This is a genomic window from Cupriavidus sp. 01L46 (assembly GCF_056399905.1).
In genome coordinates this window covers 11671-34335 of the sequence record NZ_JBFTSF010000039.1, presented here as the reverse complement: position 1 = coordinate 34335, position 22665 = coordinate 11671, and the positions used below count along the sequence as shown (strand labels likewise).

General features: G+C 67.3%; 19 protein-coding genes and 1 pseudogene. 11 read left to right on the top strand and 9 right to left on the bottom strand.

What is annotated here, in order from left to right; translation table 11 throughout:
• Window positions 1–348, top strand: a pseudogene (locus tag AC1DS3_RS09765) (MFS transporter); the annotation flags it as partial.
• A 55-nt stretch (window positions 349–403) separates the two neighbouring features.
• A complete protein-coding gene (locus AC1DS3_RS09760; protein ID WP_441637404.1) occupies window positions 404–1615 on the top strand; it encodes a M20 aminoacylase family protein in 1212 nt (403 codons plus the stop codon).
• On the opposite strand, the gene AC1DS3_RS09755 is transcribed toward AC1DS3_RS09760, so the two are convergent.
• Complete coding sequence (locus AC1DS3_RS09755) at window positions 1600–2535, bottom strand: hypothetical protein (protein ID WP_441637402.1); 936 nt, start codon at window positions 2533–2535, stop codon at window positions 1600–1602. The two genes, AC1DS3_RS09760 and AC1DS3_RS09755, sit on opposite strands and share 16 nt — an antisense overlap.
• Before the next feature lie 371 nt (window positions 2536–2906).
• Here AC1DS3_RS09755 and gcl point away from each other — a divergent pair, with 371 nt between their 5' ends.
• The 8 genes from gcl (at window position 2907) to AC1DS3_RS09715 (ending at window position 14766) form a co-directional block, all read left to right on the top strand.
• Window positions 2907–4682: a glyoxylate carboligase gene (gene gcl / locus AC1DS3_RS09750; protein WP_477127082.1), complete on the top strand. Its 1776-nt coding sequence runs from the start codon at window positions 2907–2909 to the stop codon at window positions 4680–4682.
• Between the two features lie 131 nt (window positions 4683–4813).
• Window positions 4814–5596: a hydroxypyruvate isomerase gene (gene hyi, locus AC1DS3_RS09745; protein WP_441637399.1), complete on the top strand. Its 783-nt coding sequence runs from the start codon at window positions 4814–4816 to the stop codon at window positions 5594–5596.
• A 171-nt stretch (window positions 5597–5767) separates the two neighbouring features.
• Complete coding sequence (glxR, locus tag AC1DS3_RS09740) at window positions 5768–6694, top strand: 2-hydroxy-3-oxopropionate reductase (RefSeq protein WP_441637398.1); 927 nt, start codon at window positions 5768–5770, stop codon at window positions 6692–6694.
• Between the two features lie 88 nt (window positions 6695–6782).
• Complete coding sequence (locus AC1DS3_RS09735; protein WP_441637396.1) at window positions 6783–8096, top strand: glycerate kinase type-2 family protein; 1314 nt, start codon at window positions 6783–6785, stop codon at window positions 8094–8096.
• A gap of 81 nt (window positions 8097–8177) precedes the next feature.
• Window positions 8178–9656 carry a pyruvate kinase gene (pyk, locus tag AC1DS3_RS09730; RefSeq protein ID WP_459372258.1) on the top strand — a complete coding sequence of 493 codons (1479 nt, stop codon included), beginning with the start codon at window positions 8178–8180 and terminating at the stop codon, window positions 9654–9656.
• Window positions 9657–9757: 101 nt separating this feature from the next.
• Window positions 9758–10651 (top strand): KPN_02809 family neutral zinc metallopeptidase, encoded by an 894-nt coding sequence (ypfJ, locus tag AC1DS3_RS09725; protein WP_477127081.1) that lies wholly within the window; start codon window positions 9758–9760, stop codon window positions 10649–10651.
• A 137-nt stretch (window positions 10652–10788) separates the two neighbouring features.
• Entirely contained in the window at window positions 10789–11514 is a 726-nt protein-coding gene (locus AC1DS3_RS09720) for a TetR/AcrR family transcriptional regulator (protein WP_441637390.1), read from the top strand.
• A gap of 153 nt (window positions 11515–11667) precedes the next feature.
• Entirely contained in the window at window positions 11668–14766 is a 3099-nt protein-coding gene (locus AC1DS3_RS09715; RefSeq protein WP_441637388.1) for an efflux RND transporter permease subunit, read from the top strand.
• Between the two features lie 238 nt (window positions 14767–15004).
• Here the strand turns inward: AC1DS3_RS09715 and AC1DS3_RS09710 are convergent, their stop codons facing one another.
• The 8 genes from AC1DS3_RS09710 to AC1DS3_RS09675 form a co-directional block, all read right to left on the bottom strand.
• Window positions 15005–15358 carry a hypothetical protein gene (locus tag AC1DS3_RS09710; RefSeq protein WP_477127080.1) on the bottom strand — a complete coding sequence of 118 codons (354 nt, stop codon included), beginning with the start codon at window positions 15356–15358 and terminating at the stop codon, window positions 15005–15007.
• Between the two features lie 428 nt (window positions 15359–15786).
• Window positions 15787–16206, bottom strand: a complete 420-nt coding sequence (rnk, locus tag AC1DS3_RS09705; RefSeq protein WP_043350617.1) for a nucleoside diphosphate kinase regulator — start codon at window positions 16204–16206, stop codon at window positions 15787–15789.
• A gap of 540 nt (window positions 16207–16746) precedes the next feature.
• Window positions 16747–17187 carry a Cd(II)/Pb(II)-responsive transcriptional regulator gene (locus AC1DS3_RS09700; protein WP_174425810.1) on the bottom strand — a complete coding sequence of 147 codons (441 nt, stop codon included), beginning with the start codon at window positions 17185–17187 and terminating at the stop codon, window positions 16747–16749.
• A 100-nt stretch (window positions 17188–17287) separates the two neighbouring features.
• On the bottom strand, window positions 17288–17665 hold the full coding sequence (speD, locus tag AC1DS3_RS09695) for an adenosylmethionine decarboxylase (RefSeq protein ID WP_441637385.1): 378 nt from the start codon (window positions 17663–17665) through the stop codon (window positions 17288–17290).
• Window positions 17666–17675: 10 nt separating this feature from the next.
• Window positions 17676–17843 (bottom strand): hypothetical protein, encoded by a 168-nt coding sequence (locus AC1DS3_RS09690; RefSeq protein WP_158001334.1) that lies wholly within the window; start codon window positions 17841–17843, stop codon window positions 17676–17678.
• Window positions 17844–17849: 6 nt separating this feature from the next.
• Window positions 17850–19370, bottom strand: a complete 1521-nt coding sequence (locus AC1DS3_RS09685) for a DUF4178 domain-containing protein (RefSeq protein WP_477127079.1) — start codon at window positions 19368–19370, stop codon at window positions 17850–17852.
• Window positions 19371–19391: 21 nt separating this feature from the next.
• Complete coding sequence (locus tag AC1DS3_RS09680) at window positions 19392–20426, bottom strand: SPFH domain-containing protein (protein ID WP_477127078.1); 1035 nt, start codon at window positions 20424–20426, stop codon at window positions 19392–19394.
• A 44-nt stretch (window positions 20427–20470) separates the two neighbouring features.
• Window positions 20471–20857 (bottom strand): DUF350 domain-containing protein, encoded by a 387-nt coding sequence (locus AC1DS3_RS09675; RefSeq protein ID WP_441641454.1) that lies wholly within the window; start codon window positions 20855–20857, stop codon window positions 20471–20473.
• Window positions 20858–21132: 275 nt separating this feature from the next.
• Between AC1DS3_RS09675 and AC1DS3_RS09670 the strand changes: the two genes are divergently transcribed.
• A complete protein-coding gene (locus tag AC1DS3_RS09670; RefSeq protein WP_441641453.1) occupies window positions 21133–22644 on the top strand; it encodes a polyamine aminopropyltransferase in 1512 nt (503 codons plus the stop codon).
• Window positions 22645–22665: the final 21 nt, after the last annotated feature.

Here is a 22665-nt window from a genome sequence, read left to right as displayed (position 1 = left end):
GCCTTTACGCTGGTGTGCCTCTATCCCGCGTTCTGGCTGATGACCCATTACCCGAGCGTGCCGCTGGTGCTGTCGCTGTCCGCGCTGCTGACCGCCAGCGTCTACCTGGGTTCCACGCCGATGCTGCTGATGATGATGGAACTCCTGCCGGCCCGTGTGCGCGCCAGCGGCCTGTCGGTGATCTATGCGGTTGGCGTGACGGTGTTCGGCGGCTCCTGCCAGTTCATCGTCACCTGGATGCTGGCCAAGACCGGCAACCCGATGGCACCTGCCTTCTACATGATGGCCTGTGGCGCGGTGACCATCCTCACGGTGCTGACCATCCGCGAAAACGCCCAAGCGCATTGAGCGCTTCCCTCCTCTCCCCGGCCAGGCTGGCCAATTTGCAGCAAAGGATAAATACATGACCCGCGAACCGACACTGACGCCCTTCCAGTTGCTGCCGCACCTGCTGCCGGCGATCCAGATCGATGCCGAGACCTTTATCGGCATCCGCCGCCAGATCCACGCCCAGCCTGAACTCGGCTTCGAGGTTGGCGCCACCAGCAAGCTGGTGGCCACCTTGCTGGAGAGCTGGGGCTACGAGGTGCACACGGGCATCGGCAAGAGCGGCGTGGTGGGGCAGTTGAAGCTGGGCAACGGCAAGCGCCGCCTGGGCATTCGCGCCGACATGGATGCGTTGCCGGTCGTCGAGGCCACGGGCCTGCCGTATGCCAGCAAGATCCCGGGCAAGATGCACGCGTGCGGCCACGACGGCCACACTGCCATCCTGCTGGCCGCCGCCAAGGCGCTGGCGGATAGCCGCGATTTCGATGGCACCCTCAACCTGATCTTCCAGCCCGACGAGGAGAACCTCTGCGGCGCGCGCGCGATGATCGAGGATGGCCTGTTCGCGCGTTTCCCGTGCGATGCCGTGTTCGCCTTGCACAATATGCCAGGCGTGCCCGCCGGCACCTTCCGCGTGCTGCCCGGCCCGGTGAGCCTGTCGTCCGACGTGGCCGACGTGACCATCAAGGGCGTGGGCGGGCATGGCGCCATGCCGCACCGCGCGCGCGACCCGATCGCGGCGTCGGCAGCCATCGTCACCGCGCTGCAGACGGTGGTGGCGCGCAATGTGGCGCCGGACGATACGGCCGTGCTATCGGTGGGCTTTATCCGTGGCGGCGCCACGCACAACGTGATTCCGGAATCGGTCACGCTGGGCCTGAACGTGCGCGCGGCGCGCCCGGAGACGCGCGCGCTGGTGGAGCAGCGCATTCGCGAGATTGTCAGCCTGACCGCGCAGGCGCACGGCGTGGAAGCGCACATCGACTATCGCCAGCTCACGCCGCCGATGGTCAACACGGTGGCCGAAACAACGCTGGCGCAGCAGGTTTGCGCCGAACTGGTCGGCACGGACAAAGTCGTGACGCAAGCCCCCAAGGGCCTGAACGGCAGCGAGGACTTTGCGTGGATGCTGAACGAGGTGCCGGGCTGCTACCTGATCCTCGGCAACGGCGAAGGCGAGTTTGGCGGCTGCATGGTGCACAACCCGGGCTACGACTTCAACGACCAGGTGCTGCCGCTGGGCGCGGCTTGCTGGGTCCGGCTGGCCCAGACTTACCTGGCGAGCTGAGGCAGCGGAGGCAGCGTGGGCGGCCCCGCTGCTGCGTGGTCCGCGTGCGCCGCGGCATCCTCCTCTGGCGAGGTGGCGGCTGCATCCCCGGGCGCGCTTGCCTGGAGGACTTCGGGCGGTACCGGCGCCGGAGATGGGACTGCGGATGCGGGCGCTGCAATGGGTACGGCGGCGGCCACTTCCGGTGCCGCCGCGCGCCGCGCCGGCGCCGGCGCTTTATTGCCCAACTGCGCGCTGATCTCCGCCGCTTCGCCCAGCACGTAGGCAAGCCTGCGCAACGGCCGGCTGACCTGCAATTGCAGGAAGACCGCCAGCGCCGCGCCCGACACGAAGACAAGGCCGTAGAGCGACAGCAGCGGCAGCAGGCTGCCGCCTTTGCGCGGCAGCTCGAACAGGCCCGTGACCAGCACCAGGGCGGCCGGGCTCACCGCGATCAGCAATCCGATCGTCTTCGCCATGCCCTCCCACATCCGTAACTGCACGTCCACCCGTCGCGCCTTGGCACGCAGCGCCTGGGCCGGGACGCGCGCCAGCGAGCGCAGCAGCGCGCTCTCCGCCTCATCGTGCCGGTCGACCTGATCGGCCAATGCCCCGAGCGGATCGCGCAGCCTGCGCGCGAGCGCCGGCAGGTGCGTGAGCAGCAGCGCCGCCAGTCCCGCCACGCTGCCGCCCAGCAGCCTATAGACCAGCCGCGCCAGCCATGGCGCTGGCGTCTGCTTGATCTGGTACTTGGTGTACAGCACCGCGCCGGCCACTAGCAGCGCAGCCACCGAACAAGCCCAGAACAGCACCAGCAGGCCCCGTTGCAGCCGCATCAGGTTCATGGCGGCCGTGGGCGAACCGGCGGTATCGGATGCGGCGGGCGGCTTGCGCTTGAGCGCGTCAAGCAGCTCGCGGGTGGGAGGGAGCCTGGTAAGCATGGCAGTCTGGTTGGCAATAGGTGGTTCCTGYGCCATGCCCTGGCACTGAGACTGGCACTGGCGCAATACCCGTACATTGTCGCCATTTAGCCGGTGCGCAGGGTGCGCGCCGGGGCCGCCGGGCGGCCTTTTCCCGCAAATTCCCACGTATCGTTGCCGTCACACAACGTCGTTCGATGACACTCGCCAGACCGCGTCGGGCGGCCGTGTTTTCTGCCTCGGGCACCCTGATTCGATATCACGAGTATCGAATCAACTGATCTCCCTTCCCTTTATCCCAACCCGCTTGCGGGAATAGCATGGGCTCCAACAGTGATTCGCAGCCATCCATAGCCATTCACCAAACATCGCATCAACGATTGGAGACAGACATGCCGAAGATGAGAGCAGTTGACGCGGCCATCGCCGTGCTGGAAAAAGAAGGTATCACCACCGCGTTCGGCGTGCCCGGCGCCGCCATCAACCCGTTCTACTCGGCCATGCGCCGGGCCGGCACCATCGACCATTTCCTGGCGCGCCACGTGGAAGGCGCCTCGCACATGGCCGAAGGCTACACCCGCGCCGAAGCCGGTAATATCGGCGTGTGCATCGGCACCTCGGGCCCCGCCGGCACCGACATGATCACCGGCCTGTACTCGGCCTGGGCTGACTCCATCCCCATCCTCTGCATCACCGGCCAGGCGCCGCGTGCGCGCCTGTACAAGGAAGACTTCCAGGCCGTCGACATCGAATCGATCGCCAAGCCGGTGACCAAGTGGGCGGTGACCGTGCGCGAGYCGGCGCTGGTGCCGCAAGTGTTCCAGCAAGCCTTCCACCTGATGCGCTCGGGCCGCCCGGGTCCGGTGCTGATCGACCTGCCGTTCGACGTGCAGGTCGYCGAGATCGAGTTCGATCCGGAAACCTATCAGCCGCTCGCCCCGTACAAGCCGGTTGCCTCACGTCCGCAGATCGAGAAGGCCATCGCCATGCTCAACGCGGCCGAGCGCCCGCTGATCGTGTGCGGCGGCGGCGTGATCAACGCCGACGCGGCCGAGCTGCTGGTTKAGTTCGCCGAGCTGGTCAACGTGCCGGTGGTCCCCACGCTGATGGGCTGGGGCGTGCTGGCCGACGACCACCCGCTGCAAGCCGGCATGGTTGGCCTGCAGACGTCGCACCGCTACGGCAACGCCACGATGCTGGCATCGGACTTCGTGCTTGGCATCGGCAATCGCTGGGCCAACCGCCACACCGGCAGCATCGAGGTCTACACCAAGGGCCGCAAGTTCGTGCACGTGGATATCGAGCCTACCCAGATCGGCCGCGTGTTYGGCCCGGACCTYGGCATCGTCTCSGACGCCAAGGCCGCGCTGGAGCAGTTCGTGGAAGTGGCGCGCGAGATGAAGATGGCCGGCCGCCTGCCGTGCCGCAAGAGCTGGGTGGCGGACGTGCAAAAGCGCCGCCGCACCATGCAGCGCAAGAGCGATTTCGACAACGTGCCGGTCAAGCCGCAGCGTGTGTACCGCGAGATGAACCAGTACTTCCCGCGCGATGTGCGTTACGTGTCCACCATCGGCCTGTCGCAGATCGCCGCCGCGCAGTTCCTGTCGGTCAACGAGCCGCGCCACTGGATCAACTGCGGCCAGGCCGGCCCGCTGGGCTGGACCATTCCCGCCGCGATCGGCGTGAAGGTGGCCTCGCCGGAATCGGACGTGGTGGCCATCTCTGGCGACTACGACTTCCAGTTCATGATCGAAGAACTGGCCGTGGCCGCGCAGTTCAAGGTGCCGTACATCCACCTGGTGGTGAACAACTCCTACCTCGGCCTGATCCGCCAGGCGCAGCGCAATTTCGAGATGGACTACTGCGTGCAGCTGGCCTTCGACAACGTCAACTCGCCCGAGCTCAACGGGTACGGCGTGGACCACGTGAAGGTGGTGGAAGGCCTGGGCTGCAAGGCGATCCGTGTGTTCAAGCCGGAAGACATCGCGCCGGCCTTTGCCGAAGCGCGCGACCTGATGGCCGAATTCTCGGTGCCGGTGGTGGTGGAAGTGATCCTGGAGCGCGTGACCAATATCGCGATGGGCACCGAGATCGACAACATCAACGAGTTCGAGCCGATCGAAGACATCGAGGAAGCCATCCTCAAGGAAGAAGTGGAAACGGCGTAAGCACAGCAGGCTGACAAGCGCGGGCCACGAGCCCGCGCGCAGCGCTGCATCCCCGCTGTATTCGTTGACGCGCCCCCCAATCACCGCATCCGCGCGAGCGGAATCACAAGACAAGTCATCCGGAGACATCCATGCCAAAACTTGCCGCCAACCTGACCATGCTGTTCAACGAAGTGGCCTTTCTCGACCGCTTTGAAGCCGCCGCGCGCGCGGGCTTCCGCGGCGTGGAGTTCCTCTTCCCCTACGCCTTCCACGCCGACCAGATCGCCGACCGGCTCAACCGCTTCCAGCTCGACCTGGTGCTGCACAACCTGCCGGCGGGCAAGTGGGAAGCAGGCGAGCGCGGCATTGCCTGCCACCCGGACCGCGTGAGCGAATTCCAGGACGGCGTGGGCGAGGCAATCAAGTACGCCAAGGTGTTGGGCGTGCGCCAGCTGAACTGCCTGGTCGGCATCCAGCCGCAGAACGTCAAGCAGGATCAGGCACAGGAAACGCTGGTGGAAAACCTGCGCTTCGCGTCGCGTGCGCTCGCCGCCGAGCAGATCGACCTGCTGGTCGAGCCGATCAACACGTTCGACATCCCCGGCTTCTTCCTGTCGCGCACGCAGCAGGCGCTGGACCTGATCGCGCAGGTCAACGCGCCCAACCTCTACGTGCAGTACGACATCTATCACATGCAGCGCATGGAAGGCGAAATCGCCGCCACGCTCAAAGCCAAGCTGCCGAAGATCAAGCACGTGCAGCTGGCCGACAACCCGGGGCGCAACGAGCCGGGCACCGGCGAGCTGAACTACCACTTCCTGTTCAAGTGGCTGGATGAGATCGGCTATGGCGGCTGGGTCGGCTGCGAGTACAAGCCGCGCACGACCACCGTCGAAGGCCTGGGCTGGCGCGCGGAACACGGCGTGCAGTAATTGCTGTTCATGCTGCGAGCGCGCGGCGCTGGTTTGCTCCCCTCGCCCGCTTGCGGGAGAGGGGGCAACAGCCGGTCGTCATGGCAGGCGGCGCTGGCGCATCCGGTGGCTTCGTTCAACGCTCCAAACATCACCAAAACAGATTTCAACATCCCATCAAGGAGACATCACATGGCAAACCAACGCAACGTCGGCTTTATCGGCCTGGGCATCATGGGCGCACCGATGGCGGGCCACCTGCGCGCGGCCGGCCACACGCTGTTCGTGCATGACGTGAACCCCGCACCGCAAGCGCTGGTCGATGCCGGCGTCACGGTCTGCACCAGCGCCGAGGAAGTGACCAAGCGCGCGGACATCATCGTGATCATGGTGCCGGACACTCCGCACGTGGAAGCCGTGCTGTTCGCCGAGAAGGGCGTTGCCGCCGCGCTCAAGGGCGCCGGCAAGGAAGCCGCGCACGGCAAGATCGTGGTCGACATGAGCTCGATCTCGCCGATCGCCACCAAGGACTTCGCCGCGCGCGTCAACAAGCTCGGCGCGGCCTACCTGGATGCACCGGTGTCCGGCGGCGAAGTGGGCGCGAAGGCCGCATCGCTGACCATCATGGTCGGCGGCCCGCAAGAATCGTTCGACGAGGTCAAGCCGCTGTTCGACCTGCTGGGCAAGAACGTGACGCTGGTCGGCGGCAACGGCGACGGCCAGACCACCAAGGTGGCCAACCAGATCATCGTGGCGCTGAACATCCAGGCCGTGTCCGAAGCACTGCTGTTCGCCTCCAAGGCGGGCGCCGATCCGGCGCGCGTGCGCCAGGCGCTGATGGGCGGCTTCGCGGCTTCGCGCATCCTGGAAGTGCACGGCGAGCGCATGGTCAAGCGTACCTTCGATCCGGGCTTCCGCATCGAGCTGCACCAGAAGGACCTGAACCTCGCGCTGCAAGGCGCGAAGGCGCTGGGCGTGGCACTGCCCAACACCGCCACCGCGCAAGAGCTGTTCAACACCTGCGCCGCCAACGGTCTGGGCAAGCAGGACCACTCTGCCCTGTGCCGCGCCATCGAGATCATGTCCAACCATGAGATCGCCAAGGGCGGCGCCAAGTAAGCCAGCAGCACCATCATGGCCTGCCTCGGCAGGCCAGCATCACTCCCGGCCGCTCGCGGCCGGGAACGCAGCACTTCCGGATCCCGTCATGCTCGCCACCGATTCCTACCCTACCCTGCTGGCGCCCCAGCGCCCTGCCGGCCTCACCGATCCGCGCGCCCTGCTGCGCGACCTGTTCGATACCGCGGTTGCCGCCGTCAGCGCCAGCCACTGCCTGCCGCCGCAACTGCCCACGCCGCCCAAGGGCCGCACGGTGGTGATCGGTGCCGGCAAGGCCGCCGCCGCCATGGCGCAGGCTGTCGAGGCGCACTGGCAAGGCGAGATTTCCGGACTGGTTGTGACCCGCTACGGACATGGCGCGCCGTGCCAGCGCATCGAGGTGGTGGAAGCCGCGCACCCGGTGCCCGACGAAGCCGGCCAGCGCGCCGCGCAGCGCATGGTGGCACTGGTCAAGGACCTGACCGCCGACGACCTGGTGCTGTGCCTGATCTCCGGCGGCGGCTCCGCGCTGCTGGCCGCGCCGGCCGACGGCATCACGCTTGCCGACAAGCAAGCCGTGAACAAGGCCCTGCTAAAGAGCGGCGCCAACATCGGCGAGATGAACTGCGTGCGCAAGCACCTGTCGGCGCTCAAGGGCGGCCGGCTGGCATTGCACTGTGCGCCCGCACGCGTCGAGACCCTGTTGATTTCCGATATTCCCGGTGACGATTCCACGCTGATCGCCAGCGGCCCGACCCTGCCCGACGCCACCACCTGCGCCGACGCGCTGGCGGTGATCACCAAGTACGGCATCGAAGTGCCCGCCAATGTGCGTGCCCACCTGGAGAGCGGCGCGGGCGAAACACCCAAGCCCGGCGATGCGCGCTTCGACGGCCATCGCAGCGTCACGCTGGCCACCGCGCAGCAATCGCTGGAAGCCGCGGCGGCGCGCGCGCGCGAGCTGGGCGTTGAAGCCCACATCCTGTCCGACAGCATCGAGGGCGAATCCCGCGATGTGGCGCTGGTGCATGCCGCCATCGCGCGGCAGGTTGCACAGCATGGCCAGCCGTTCAGCAAGCCCTGCGTGATCCTGTCCGGCGGCGAGACCACGGTGACGGTGCGCGGCAGCGGCCGCGGCGGGCGCAATGCCGAATTCCTGCTCGCGCTCGCGGTCGCGCTGGACGGCCTGCCGGGCGTGCATGCCATTGCCTGCGACACCGACGGCATCGATGGTTCCGAAGACAACGCCGGTGCGTTGCTCGCCCCCGATACGCTGACCCGTGCCGAGGCGCGTGGACTATCCGCGCGCGCGCACCTTGGCAACAACGACGGCTACGGCTTCTTCGCCGGCCTGGACGACCTGATCGTCACCGGCCCGACCCGTACCAATGTGAATGATTTCCGCGCCATCCTGATTGTGTAGGCGAGCAAGCGGRTATGCCACGTGTTTGAACAACGGCGCGCCCATCGCGGCGCGCCGCCCGAGATTGGAAGAGGAGACAAAATGAGACGCCAGCGCAAAGCCAAGATCGTTGCCACGCTCGGACCGGCCAGCACCGACATCGATGTGATCCGCCAGTTGTTCGAAGCCGGGGCGGATGTATTCCGCCTGAACTTCAGCCACGGCTCGCACGACGACCACAAGCGCCGCTACGATGCCGTGCGCCAGGTCGAGGCCGAGACCGGCCGCCCCATCGCCGTGCTGGCCGACCTGCAAGGCCCCAAGCTGCGCATCGGCACCTTCGCCGCGGGCAAGGTGGCGGTCAAGGCCGGCGACGCGTTCGTGCTCGACAGCGATCCCAGCCCAGGCGACGCCACCCGCGTGCACCTGCCGCATCCGGAGCTGTTCCGGGTGGCCGCGCCGGGCCAGTCGCTGCTGATCGACGACGGCAAGGTGCAGTTGAAGATCGAGGCGGTGGCCAGCGGCAGCATTGCCACGCGCGTGGTCAACCACGGCACGCTGTCCGACCGCAAGGGCGTGAACGTGCCCGACGCCGTGATCCCGATCCCCGCCCTGACCGAGAAGGACCGCAAGGACCTCGACTTCGCACTGGCGCTGGGCGCTGACTGGATCGCGCTGTCGTTCGTGCAGCGCCCGGCCGACATCGTGGAAGCGCGCGAGATCATCGGCACTCGTGCCGGCGTGCTGTCCAAGATCGAGAAGCCCGCCGCGCTGCAGCAGCTCGAAGAAATCGTGCGCGTGTCCGACGCGGTGATGGTGGCGCGCGGCGACCTGGGCGTGGAACTGCCGCCGGAACGCGTGCCGGGCGTGCAGAAGCGCATCTTGCGCATCTGCCGCCAGCACGGCAAACCCATCGTCATCGCCACGCAGATGCTGGAATCGATGATCGATTCGCCGGTGCCCACGCGCGCCGAAGCGTCGGATGTGGCCAGCGCCATCTATGACGGCGCCGATGCGGTGATGCTGTCGGCCGAGTCGGCCAACGGCCGCCACCCGGTGCCGGCGGTGGCCATCATGAACCGCATCATCACCGAGGTCGAGCGCGATCCGCTGTACCGCAACCTGCTGGACGCGGGGCATGAGGCGCCGCTGTCCACCCGCCAGGATGCGATCTGCGCGGCGCTGCGAGAGGTCACGCAGATCATCGGCGCGGTGGCCACCGTGACCTACACCTCGTCGGGCTCCACCGCGCTGCGCGCCGCGCGCGAGCGGCCGTGCGCGCCCATCGTCAGCATCACGCCGAACCTGGAAATCGCGCGGCGGCTGGCGCTTGCGTGGGGCGTGCATTCCACCGTCAGCCCGGACGTGCAAAGCGTGGACGAGATGGTGAATGCGGCAACCCGCGCGGCGCTGGCGGAGGGCTATGCCGAACCCGGCGACCAGATCACCATCGCGGCAGGCATGCCGTTTGGCCAGGGCGGCACCACCAACCTGCTGCGCGTGGCCGAAATCGGTGGCGCGGAGCCGGGCAAGGCGCAAGGGCAAGCGGCTGCCAGCACGGCACCGGCGGTTACCGCCTGATACACCGCACGCATGCGCTGGCGGCATTGCCGTTGCTATACTGATTGACACGCTGCGGCCACCTTTTTGCCGCGGCGATCAACCAGTAATGCGGAGCCACCATGCGTCTCGACGACGAAGCCGAAAGCCAGAATGTAGAAGACCGCCGGGGTGAAGGCTCCGGCGGTTTCGGCGGCTTTGGCGCGGGGCCCAAGACGCTCGGCATCGGAACCATCCTGGTGGCGCTGGCGGCGTCTTATTTCTTTGGCATCGACCCCTCCGTGATCATGCAGGGCGCCTCGGTGCTGCAGGGCTCGCAGCAGCAAGCGCCGCAACAGCAGCATGTGCCCAGCCATCCCCCCGCCAAGGACCAGATGACGGTCTTCGTGCGCAAGGTGCTCGGTAACACCGAACGCACCTGGTCGCATATTTTCGAGACCGATCTCAACCGCCGCTATGCGCCGCCCACGCTGGTGATCTTCTCGAACGTCACGCCTACCGCCTGCGGCACGGGCCAGTCGGCCATGGGGCCGTTCTATTGCCCGGGCGACCAGAAGGTCTATATCGACCTGGCCTTTTACGATGAATTGCGCCAGCGCTTTGGTGCCGGCGGCGATTTTGCGCAGGCCTACGTGATTGCCCACGAGATCGGCCATCATGTGCAGAACCTGCTCGGCGTGTCGGGCAAGGTCGACGCCGCGCGCCGCCGCATGGGCGAGGCGCAGGCCAACCAGCTGTCGGTGCGCGTGGAACTGCAGGCCGATTGCCTGGCCGGCGTATGGGCTGCCACCGCGGAGCGCATGAACCAGCAGCTGCTGGAGCCCGGCGATATCGAAGAAGGCCTCAAGGCCGCCGCCGCCATCGGCGACGACCGCCTGCAAAAGCAAGCCCAGGGCTATGTCGTGCCGGAGGCGTTCACCCACGGCACCAGCGAGCAGCGTACGCGCTGGCTGCGCCAGGGCCTGACCAGCGGCGACATCCGCAAGTGCRACACCTTCGCGGCCAAGCAACTCTGAGCCACGCATCCGGCTGACTGCGCAGCGCCCGGCCCTCTCCCCCCGGGGCAGCGCCCTCCTCGCTGGTAGGGCTTTTTTGTGCTGAATTAGGCATGTAAACGTTGTTTACAAAGTGAGCGGCGTTTATAATCGCGGCCATGTCCGCCACCCGCCCACCGCAATCCAGCCTGTCGGCCCCGCCCGTGAACGTGCCCGCCACGCCGGTTGCCGTAGCTGACGCGCCCGCTGCGGGGCCCAGCGGTGCCAAACTGCGGCGCGAAAGTGTGCGCGAAGCCTTTTTCAATGCTGCCCGCGCATTGTTTGCCGAGGCGGGATTTGGCGGCGTCACGCTGCGCCGCGTCGGCGAGCGCTGCGGCTATAGCGCGGCCGCCATCTACCGGCATTTCGAAGACAAAACCGCACTGCTGTTCGAGCTGTGCGCGCAGGACTGGGTACGCCTCGCGGCGGCGCTGGCCGACGCGCGCGCCGCCGCGGGCACACCGGCGCTGGCGTTGCCGGCCGTGCTCGATGCCTATGTGGCGTGGGCCCTGGCCAACCGCCACAGCTATCACCTGCTGATGATGATGGGCCTGCCGGCCGACGCCGAGCGCGCGATTGACCTGCGCTGGGGCGAGCGTTTCCCGGAAGACCCGGTGAACGCGGTGCTGATGGCCTGCGTGCATGACCAGCAAGCCACCGCGCTGATCGATTCAATGTACGACCCCGGCGATGTCGCCAACGCGCTGTGGACTGCCGTGCACGGGCTGGCCGCGCTCGATATCACGTTCGAGCACCTGCCCCACGAGGACTGGCAGCCGCTGGCGCATCGGCAGCAGGTGCTGCTCGCGGCGCTGCTGCGCGGCTTCTCCCGACCGTCCCGCTAGAGCGACGGCCAGACACACTTCCCCCACAGCGTTTGTGCCACGCTGCCCGGCGCGTTTCACCGCTCGCATCTCGCGGTGCCCACGCGCCGGATCCGTTCCACCGCGCGGGCGCGGCGGCTAGCTGCCGCGCCCGCGCAAACAATCCAATGTGCCATGGCGTCCTTTTTTCTTCGCCGGCCCGCGTTCGCGTGGGTTATTGCCATCCTCACCATGGTGGCGGGCCTGATCGCCCTCACCCGCATTCCCATCGCGCAGTATCCGGCGGTGGCGCCGCCCACCGTGATCGTCTACGCGGACTATGCCGGCGCGTCGGCGCGCACCGTGGAAGATGCGGTGACCGCCGTGCTGGAGCAGCAGATGCACGGCATTCCCGGGCTGCTCTACCTGGATGCCAGCAGCGAGGGCGGCGCCGCCACCATCACGCTGGGCTTCCGCCAGGGCACCGATGCGCAGCTGGCGCAGGTCAACGTGCGCAACCGCGTCATGCAAGCCGAGCCGCTGTTGCCGGAGGCGGTGCGCCGCGGCGGCATCTTCGTCGACCAGGCCGGCAGCAGCCCCTTCATGTATGTCTCGCTGGTGTCGCAGAACAGCCAGCTCGACGAAACCGCGCTTGGCGACTTTGCCGCCGCTTCGGTGCTGCCGATGCTGCGCCGCCTGCCCGGCATCGGCAAGGCCGAGCCGTACGGGGCCGAGTACGCACTGCGCATCTGGTTCGATCCCGACAAGCTCAATGCCTACGGCCTTACGGCCGCGGACGTCGAGCAGGCCATCAAGGCGCGCAACGGCGACGTCACCCCGGGCCAGCTCGGCGGCGCGCCGGCGGTGCCGGGCCAGCCCTACCAGGCACTGGTGCGCCCGCCCCGGCCGCTCGCCGAGCCGGAGGCCTTCGGCCAGATCGTCGTGCGCGCCGGCGGCGACGCCTCGCTGGTACGGCTGCGCGACGTGGCCCGGGTGGAGCTGGGCGCCAGCGACTACCGCTACAGCTCGCGCCACGACGGCCAGGTGGCCGCCTCGATCGGCCTCAAGCTGGCAGACGGCGCCAACGTGCTGGCCACCTCGCGCGCGGTGCGCGCCGCGCTCGACGAAGCCGCGCGCGGCTTCCCCGCGGGCATGCGCTACGAGATCTCATCCGACAATGCGCAGTTCGTCGAACGCTCGATCTGGCGCGTGCTGACCACGCTGGGCGAAGCCACGGCGCTGGTCTTCCTGATCCTCTACCTGTTCCTCGGCAACCTGCGCGCCACGCTGATCCCGGTGATCGTGGTGCCGGTCTCGCTGCTTGGCACGGTGGCCTGCCTGTACGCGTTCGGCCTGTCTCTGAACGTGATCACGCTGTTCGGCGTGGTGCTGGCGATCGGCATCCTGGTCGACGACGCCATCGTGGTGGTGGAGAACGTCGAGCGGATCATGCGCGAAGATGGCGTGGACGCCATGGAGGCGGCGGCCCGCTCGATGCGCGAAGTGTCCGGCGCGCTGGTAGGTGTCACGCTGGTGCTGTGCGCGGTATTCGTGCCGATGGCGTTCCTGGGCAGTGCGGTGGGCGTGATCTATCGGCACTTCGCCATCACGCTGGCGATCTCCATCGCCTTTTCGCTGTTCTTTGCGCTATCGCTGGCGCCGGCCATGTGCGCCAGCCTGCTGCGCCATGCCCCGCACCCGCAGCGCGGCCCGCTGGCCTGGTTCGAGCGCGGCTTCACGGCGCTCACCGCGCGCTACGCCGGCTGGGTACTGGCACTGCAGCGGCGCCGCCTGCGCTGGCTGGGCATCTACCTGGCGCTGGCGGTGGCCGGCGGCGTGCTGATGTGGCAGATCCCCGCCGGCTTCCTGCCGGAGGAGGACACCGGCGAACTGGTGATCGATATGGAGCTGCCCGCGGGCGCCACGCAGGCGCAGACGCGCGCCACCGTGGCGGCGCTGGAGGCGTGGCTGAAAGCAGGCAAGTATCCCGTGCGCTCGACCTTCGCGGTGCTGGGCTGGAGCAATTCCGGCAACGGCGAGCAGCGCGCCAGCATGTACCTGGCGCTGCGGGACTGGTCGGAGCGCGGCGCCGACGAACGCGCGGACGCCGTGCTGGCCAGGCTCCAGGCCGGGCTGGAAGCGTGGCCCGGGCGGGGACAGGCGCAGCTGTACGCGTATAACGGTGCGGCCTTGCCCGAGCTGGGCAGCACCGGCGGGCTCGACATGCGGCTGGTGGCGCAGGCCGGCTCCGGGCGCGAAGCGCTGTTTGCCGCGCGCGACAAGCTGCTTGCCGCCGTCAAGGATGAGCCGTCGCTGGGCGAGGTGCGCGCCACCACTGGCCAGCCGGCGCCGGCGCTGGACCTGCACATCGACTATGAGCGCGCGCGCAGCTTTGGCGTGGAGCCGGAGGCCATCCACCATGCGCTGTCGGCCACGCTGGGCTCGCGCTATATCGACGAAGTGGCGCGCGAAGGCCGTATCCGCCGGGTGATCCTGCAAGCGGATGCGCCTTACCGCATGGACCCGGCCAAGTTGTCCCGCGTGCATGTGCGCAATGCCAGCGGTGGCATGGTGTCACTGGGTGCCTTCGCCGAACTGGCCTGGGGCAAGGGCGAAGCGACGCTGGAGCGGTTCAACGGGCTTGCCTCGGTGCGCATCAACGCCGAAGTGGCGCCGGAACACAGCACCGGCACTGCCATGGAACGCCTCACGGCCAGGGTGCGCGAGCTGGGCGGCGCCTACGACGTGCGCTGGACCGGACGCGCCTTCGAGCAGCAGCAAAGCGGCACGCAGGCGCCGTGGCTGTTCGCCTTGTCGATGTTGTTCATCTTCTTGTGCCTGGTGGCGCTCTATGAAAACTGGACCTTGCCGCTGGCAGTGCTGCTGATCGTGCCGGCGGGCCTCGTTGGCGCGCTGGTGGCGATCTGGCTGCGCGGCATGCCGAACGACGTCTACTTCAAGGTGGGCGGCGTGGTGATCATGGGGCTGGCGGCCAAGAACGCCATCCTGGTGGTGGAATACGCCGAGCAGTTGCGCCGCGGCGGCATGGACCTGCTGGAAGCCGCCGGCCAGGCCGCCCGCCAGCGGCTGCGCCCGGTGGTGATGACCTCGCTGGCCTTTATCCTGGGCGTGGTGCCGCTGGCGATCAGCACCGGCCCGGGTGCGGCCGCGCAGCGCGCGGTAGGCACCGGGGTGCTGGGCGGCATGCTGGGCGCTACCGTGATCGGCTCGCTGGCGGTGCCGCTGCTCTATGTCCTGATCGGGCGCAGGCGTGCCGGGCGCGAACGGGAATGACAAGGCGCGTGCCGGCCAGCGGCGTTCGGGTAGTTCGGGGTAGTCGGGGCGAGGATCTTGCGAGGCTGCCGGAGGAGAAACGAAAGGCAGCTAGTGCGGGGAGCGGCGGGTAAAAATCACCCACCCGGCGGGAGAGAAAAGGAGGAGGAGGTCAGCCGGGCAGGTGGGAGATAAAACGGGGAGCAAAAGTGTCACCTGGCGGCCACCAGAGTGGCCGCCAGGCAACACGGGGTCGGTTTCAGACCCGGTAGCCGTACAGCGAGCCGTCGCCGCCGCGCGAGTTGTCCAGCGAGCTGGCTGCGATCTCGCCACGGAAAGCGCCGCGGGCGCCGTCGGTGAACGTGTCGAACTTGCCAGCCTTGGCACCGTCGGTGAACGTGTCGAACTTGCCGGCCTTGGCGCCGTCGGTGAACGTATCGAACTTGCCGGCCTTCGCGCCATCGGTGAACGTATCGAACTTGCCGGCGCGCAACGCGTCGGCGTACACGTCKAACTTGCCGACCTTGCTGTTGGCGGGGGCTGCCAGTGCCGCGGCCGACGAGGCCACCATCAGCACGGCGAGAGCGCTGCCAAGGATGCGTTTGGCATTCATTTGGGACTCCTTCAACTGATTGTGTCGTTCTTGTTTTTAATTTGCTGTACTAGCCGCCCCGGCAAATCTATGTTGCGCTGCAGGCACGGACTGAAGATTAGTGGCTTGGCGGGCAAGGAGAAATACCACTGCGACGAATGGTGCGTTGCGAGTCGTGAAACGCTGGAACGTCGGACGAACGGCGCGGATTGGCCGCCCGATGGCGTGACGGGAGGGCTTGCGAGGGGGCGCGGCGGGTGGCCGAAGCGATGCCTGATGGCCCGCCAGCCCAGGCCTGAGGCCGGTCGGCAGGCGAGCAGCCAGCTAGCGGGCTAGCGTTTGGCAGGATGGGCGGCGCTGATTAGCGCGCGCCGGGGCCGGTGCCCTGAATCGGCCTTGAGTCGGCCTGAAAATGCCCGAAAAGTGCTGGATAAGCTTTTGACCAGGCCTTAGACGGTGTACTGGCCGTTGGCTTCGGGCTGGAAAGACAACTCCACCACGGTGACGCTTTGCTCACGTCCGTCCGGCAGGCGGTAGCTCACGGTCTGCCCGGCGCGCGCGCCCAACAGCACACGGCCGATCGGCGACAGTACCGACAGGCGGCCTTCCTCGAAATCGGCAGTATCCGGATAGACCAGCGTCCAGCGGCGCGGCGTGGCCTCGCCCTCCAGCGCGCACAGCAGGCTGGAGTTCATGGTGACCACATCCTTGGGAATCGCCTCGGCCGGCACGATGGCCGCGCGCTCGAGGATGCTGTCGAGCATTTCGGCCAGCGGCGCGGCGCCGGCGCGGCCTGCGATGCGCTCCAGGCGGGTCACGTCAAGCTCGGTCAGGTAAAGGGTCGGTTGTTGTTTGGACGATGCCGTCATGATGAATCCTCGCAAAGTGGCGATGCGGCGACCCGGAACGGGCTGGAGCGATCCGTCGGGGATCGGCTCCTGGCGTTGCCAGGTCATGAAATAAGGTGGGCCGTTACCGGCGGTCAGTACCGGCGGGAAAACCGCGAACACGAACAGGGAGTGACTCGGCCCGGTTCAGCGTATGCCTGCGTGGGGGGAAACGTCAGGCTGGGAACCGGGCGGGATCAAGCGGTACGCTGATCCGGCGGCAGGCAATCGCCTGTTTGGCTTGTGCGCGCGGCGCCTGGACTGCGCGCGCGGTCGCGCCAGCCTGCCCGATAGGGGCAAGCTCGACAGCAATCGGCGACAGGCAGCAAGGCGTCATTGGGTGCGGCAGCAATTGGAATGGAAAATCGGGAAAGCGTGTCATACGGCGAAACTGGCGAGAGCAATGGCTCACTCAACGGCTTCACCGCGGGCTCGGCCCGCCGCTTTTTTCACCAGCTTGGTGCGCGGCAGGTAAAGGGATCGTAGCATAGCCGGCACCTTTCAGGCACCGGGGCGCAACCCTTACGCGTGGCTCTGCGGATGCGGATGGCATTCGCAGGCGGCGCCGGCGGCGGCCTGCTGCAGGTTCTGCAGGATGCCGCATTCGCTGGCCGGATGGGGCTGGTCGCAAGTATGGCGAAGTGCCCGCAACTGCCCTTCCAGCGCCTCCAGCGCCACGCGCTGGGCGTGGATCTGCTCGATCTGGCGATCCAGCAGGCTGTTGATGTCGTCGCACGCCAGTGTCGGATCGCGCTCGAAATCGCGCAGCCGGCGCACGTCGGACAGGCTCATGCCGAGGGAGCGGCAGTGGCGCACGAAGTTCAGCTGCAGCAGGTGGCCGTCGCCGTAGCGGCGATAGCCGTTGTCCTCGCGCTGGGGCGCGTCGAGCAAACCTTCGCGCTCGTAATAGCGGATGGTTTCCACGTCGCAACTGCTGTGTTTTGCAAGCTCACCGATACGCATGCGGACTCCAGGTCACTCCTGATCATGCCAAATACCCTGTAGTAATTACGGGGTTACCAGGCAGTGTAGACCATCGCGGCAAGCCTTGCCAGCTTCGTGCTCAGCCTGGCGCCGGGCCTCGCGCCTGATCGCGCAGCGTGAGCGCGCGCGGCACGAAGGCCGCGCGCATCACCTCCACCGCCAGTTCGGGGCGGGCGGCGCCGCACATGAACACATCCACGGCGGCAAAGCCGTACTCGGGCCAGGTATGGATGCTGATGTGCGATTCCTTGAGCAGCAGCACCCCGGTCACGCCCAGCCCCGGCCCGAAATGCCGGAAGCGCGCGTCGACCACGGTGGCGCCGGCGGCCTGCGCCGCCTGGTAAAGCACGTGCTCGACCAGTGCGGCATCGGCCAGCAGATCGCTCGCCACGCCTTGCAGGTCGGCAAGCAGGTGGTGGCCGAGCACGGCCGGGCAAGGCAGGGCTGGCGCGTTCATGGCCACCGGCTCATTTGTGGCCGCCGCCGGAGGACCAGCCGCTGGAGCCGGAGGAACCGCCGCTCCAGCCACGCGAGCTCGCGTATCCGGACGAGCCTGAACCGGTGGATTCGCCGATGTTGAAGAAGGTCGTGCCGAACAGCACGATGATGCCGTAGACGAGATAAAGCAGGCGCACGCTGACTCAATCCTTTCCGGCCCAGCGCTGGACCAGCCAGATCGGCACCCAAAGCAGCAGGAAGCCGATGACGATAGTGAACCAGCCACGATCGGTGACGAGCGCCACCGGGACGTTGAGGATGGCGAGGAGGATGGCGTAGACCTTGGCGCTCTTGCGGCAAAAGGCGAGGTCGGCGCTATTGCCCGCAGCCGAAGCGCGCGCTGCCTGGGGCGCGCGGGCGGCCTCGGCCAGCCCCGGGCTGGACTTGAACCACTGCGCCAGCTGCGCGCGCGCAACAGTGGTGGACAAAGTCCAGACGATCTCCGTGCCGGAGGTCTCGCGCGTAAGCCGGCRCGCCGGCTTGCCGAATTCGGTCAGGCGCGTGGTGTCGCCCACCTTGACGCGCCAGTTGAAGGTGCCGGCCGCGTACAGCACCTCGCTCTTGTAGTCGTAGCCTTGCTGGAACGTCTGGCCCTGGTAGCTTGCGGCCGTGCCGGAGACCATGCGCGGCCAGGTGTCCAGCACCTCGACCCGGTCCCAGCCGCTGTCCTGCTCCACCAGCCACATCAGGCCGCGCTGCTCGTTGAACAGCAGATACTCGACCCAGGTGGAGGCTTCGTCCTCGTCATTGTCCGTGCACTGCATCAGGCCCAGCACCGTGTACGGCTTGCCGTCGATGTTGCCGATGTCGCCCGGGGCCAGGCTGGTCTTGAGCGCATCGAGCTCACGCTGCTTTTCCAGCACCAGCGCCGTGGAAGTGGAGCAGTCGATCTCGCTGTGGCAACTCGGGCAGACCACGAAGCTGGCCACGCCCGCGCGGTAGGCGATCGGGCCGCCGCAGCCCGGGCAGGCCAGCGGCACGGCCTTGCCGCGGTAGCGGTCAGCGGTGCCGGCGATCTGGTCGGCCTCGCGCAGCAGCTGGCATTTGAGCTGGTCGAGCGTGACCGCCTGGCCGGTATAGATGGCAGCCGGATCGCCGTCGGCGTAGTCGAGTGTGAGGAAACGGCCTTCGTCGCGGAAGTCCGCAACCTGCGCGGTCCAGCCGGCGCCTACCGTGAACGGCAGCTCGCCCTGCCCGCCGGTGCAGCGCGCGCTGCGCACGTCGCTGGCCAGGTAGCGATGCTTGTCGAAGTACAGGGGCGTGCCGGGCGTGAGCTGGTCATAGCGCGGCAGCGCCACGCCGTTAAGCTGGGCGGCGGACTGCTCGGCGGTGACGCGCCGGGTCAGCATGTACTGGCCGGAGGCATCCGCCAGCCAGCCGTCGCTGCCGTCGTCGAACAGCACGTACCACTCGTTCCACAGCCCGGAGTCGTAGCGCAGCTGGATGCGGCCGACCAGGGTGAAGCCCTGCCCGTCCCACTGGCCCGAGGTGTGGATCTGCAGCGGCGTGTAGTCCTCCAGCACGGCGGACATCTTGCCGATGTCCTTGACCGTGTCGGCGTCCTTGAGCAGCGTGCTGTGGCAAAACTCGCACACCACCATCACCGCGGCTGACGAGCGGAAGGCCGCCGGCGCGCCGCAGCTTGGACAGTTGATTGCTTGCATGCTTAAGGGATAGGGGCGCGCTCAGCCGATCAGTTTCTTGAGGATCTCGGCCTTGGCGGTGTCGAACTCCGCCTGGGAGATCAGGCTCTTGTCGAGCAGGTCCTTGAGCTTTTGCAGGCGTGCGGCCGGATCGTCGGCGGGCGCGGCCGCTGCGGCCGGCGCCGCTGCCGCGGCGGGTGCGGCAGGCTGGACGCCCGCGGCAGCGCCAAGCCCGCCCGCCATCGCCTGGCCCATCACCGCGCCCGCCGCCAGGCTGGCGCCAAGGCCGGCCACGCCGCCCTCGTTCTGCGCGGCCAGCGGGATCGAGGTGGCGACCTGGTACTGCGTGAACTTCGCCATATCGCCCATCATGCCCATGGAGATACGGGTGTCGATGGCCTTTTGCAGTTCTTCCGGCAGCGACACATTGGTCACCGCGAAGTTATCCAGCGCCACGCCATAGCGCTCGAACTCGGGCGCCAGCTTGTCGCGGATGGTCTGCGACATCAGCGCCTGGTTGGCGGCCATGTCCAGGAAGGGCACCGAGGCGCCGCCCAGCGTGGCGGTCATGGTGGCGATCAGCAGGTTGCGCAGCTGCTCTTCCACCTCGTCGCGGGTGTACTCGGCGCGCGTGCCGCTGATCTCCGTATAGAACCTGGCGGCGTCGGCCACCTTGTACGAGTACAGGCCGAAGGCGCGCAGCCGCACCATGCCGAAATCGGCGTCGCGGATGGTAATCGGCTGGGCGGTGCCCCACTTGCGGCCGATCTGCAGGCGCGTGCTGAAGAAGTACACATCCGACTTGAAGGGCGACTCGAACAGCTTGTCCCAGTTCTTCAGGTAGGTCAGCACCGGCAGCGTTTGCGTGGTGAGCTTGTGCATGCCGGGCCCGAACACGTCGGCGATCTTGCCTTCGTTGACAAACACCGCCATCTGCGACTCGCGCACGGTCAGGCTGCCACCGTACTGGATTTCCATATCCTCCATCGGATAGCGCCAGGCCAGTACGCCGTCCGTGTCCTCCGTCCACTGGAGGATGTCGATAAACTGCTTCTTGATGAACGATCCGATGCTCATGGCAATCCCCAGGTTCTCAGCGTTGTTCCAGCAAGTTCAGGAAGTCAGGACAGGCAGGCGGCATTGATCAAGCCGACCGTCACTGAAATGGCGCCCATCAGGCCGCCCATGCCGATATTGTTCGATTCGATCGCTGCATCCATGTCGGGCAGCGCGCGCGCCAGGCCCGCGTAGGCCAAGGCCTGTACCAGCATGGCCCCCACCGCCCACACCAGGAACATCAGGAAGGTGTCGTTGTGCTGGATGCTGGACGACAGCGTAAAGCAAAAACCGATCATCGCCCCCGACAGCGAAAGCGCCGCCGCGAGGTTGCCCTGGCGGATCAGCGCGAACTCGCGAAACGGCGTGATCCTGGTGTAGACTCCGACGAACACCGCCAGCAGGGCAAGGCCGGCCAGCAGGTGCAGCACGTAGGCGTAGATGGCTTGCATCTTGGTTGTTCTCCGGCGGGTTCTACGACGGTGTTCCGGGCTGCGGCAACATTAAGCGAGCCGTGAATCGTGAAGCCATATTGGCGATATCAGCATTGTTGGCAGTTGGCGCCCAAGTATATCCGTTGTCCATTTCGGTTCATCACAACTTTTTGCGGTTTGCCAGGCGTGCGCACATCGCGCGKCGGCTCGCCTGAGCGTCACGCCTGCCCATCCCTGCTTCCTGCCCGGCTTGCCTCCCGGCTTCCTATCCGATCCCCGATTCCCTAGCCCCGATGCGCGACCGTACCCTTGTTCTTTCGGTGTTGATCGTGGCGTCCTGCGGGCTCGGCTACGAGCTGATCGCCGGCGCCCTGTCCAGCTACCTGCTGGGCGACTCGATCCTGCAGTTCTCCTCCATCATCGGCTGCTACCTGTTCGCCATGGGCGTGGGCTCCTGGCTGTCGCGCTATGTGAAGGACGAGGACGTGCTGGCGCGCTTCATCGATATCGAGATCCTGATCGGCCTGCTCGGCGGCGTCTCCGCGGCGCTCCTGTTCGTGGTGTTCGCCTGGCTGTCGGCGCCCTTTCGCACCGCGCTCTACGCCATGGTGTTCGTGCTCGGCGTGCTGGTGGGCATGGAGATCCCGCTGGTCATGCGCGTGCTCAACACGCGCCGCACCGCCTTCAGCGAGCTGGTCAGCCGCGTGCTGACGTTCGACTACCTTGGCGCGCTGGCCGTCTCGCTGGTGTTCCCGCTGGCGCTGGCGCCGCGCCTGGGGCTGTCGCGCACCGGCTTTTTGTTCGGCATGCTCAATGCGGGCGTGGCGCTTGTCACCATCCATATCTTCCGCGATGAACTCAAGCCGGTGATGTCGCGCATGCTGCGCGCCTCGCTGGTGCTGGTGCTGCTGGCGGGCGGCTTCCTGGCCTCGGGGCGGCTGACCCACTGGGCCGAGCGCGGCATGTTCGGCGACGAGATCATCCATAGCGAAAGCACGCCATACCAGCGCCTGGTGATCACGCGCTGGAAGGACGACATGCGCCTCTATATCAACGGCAACCTGCAGTTCTCCTCGCGCGACGAGCACCGCTACCACGAGGCGCTGGTGCATCCCGTGCTGCAGGCGCTGCCGTGGGCGCGCCGCGTGCTGGTGATCGGCGGCGGCGACGGGCTGGCGGTGCGCGAGATCCTGAAGCACAAGCACATCGAGCACGTGACGCTGGTCGACCTCGACCCCGCCATGACCACGCTGTTCTCGCGCAGCGAGCCGCTGGTGGCGCTGAACCAGGGCTCGCTCAAGGACGCGCGCGTGCAGGTGGTCAGTGCCGATGCCGCGCAATGGATGGAGCAGCACAACGAGATGTTCGACGCCATCATCGTCGACCTGCCCGACCCGTCCAACTTCGGCCTGGGCAAGCTGTACTCGGTGCCGATGTACAAGCTGATGTCGCACCACCTCGCGGAGAAGGGCTATGCCGTGGTGCAGTCCACCTCGCCGTACTTTGCGCCGCGCTCGTTCTGGGATATCGACGCCACGCTGCGCGAGGCGGGCCTGCATACCTGGCCCTACCACGCCTATGTGCCGTCCTTCGGCGAGTGGGGCTTCATCCTTGCGGGCAAGCGCGGCGACTACACACCACCCACGCGCTACACCGTGCCGCTCAAGTTCCTCGACGCCGACAGCACCGCGCTGATGTTCCGCTTCCCCGCCGACATGGCGCCGCGCGAGGCGCGCGCCAACCGGCTCAACGAGCAGTCGCTGGTGCATGACTTCGAGCAGGACTGGCGCAATGTCATCCGCTGATCTGCATCACCCGCAATCGGA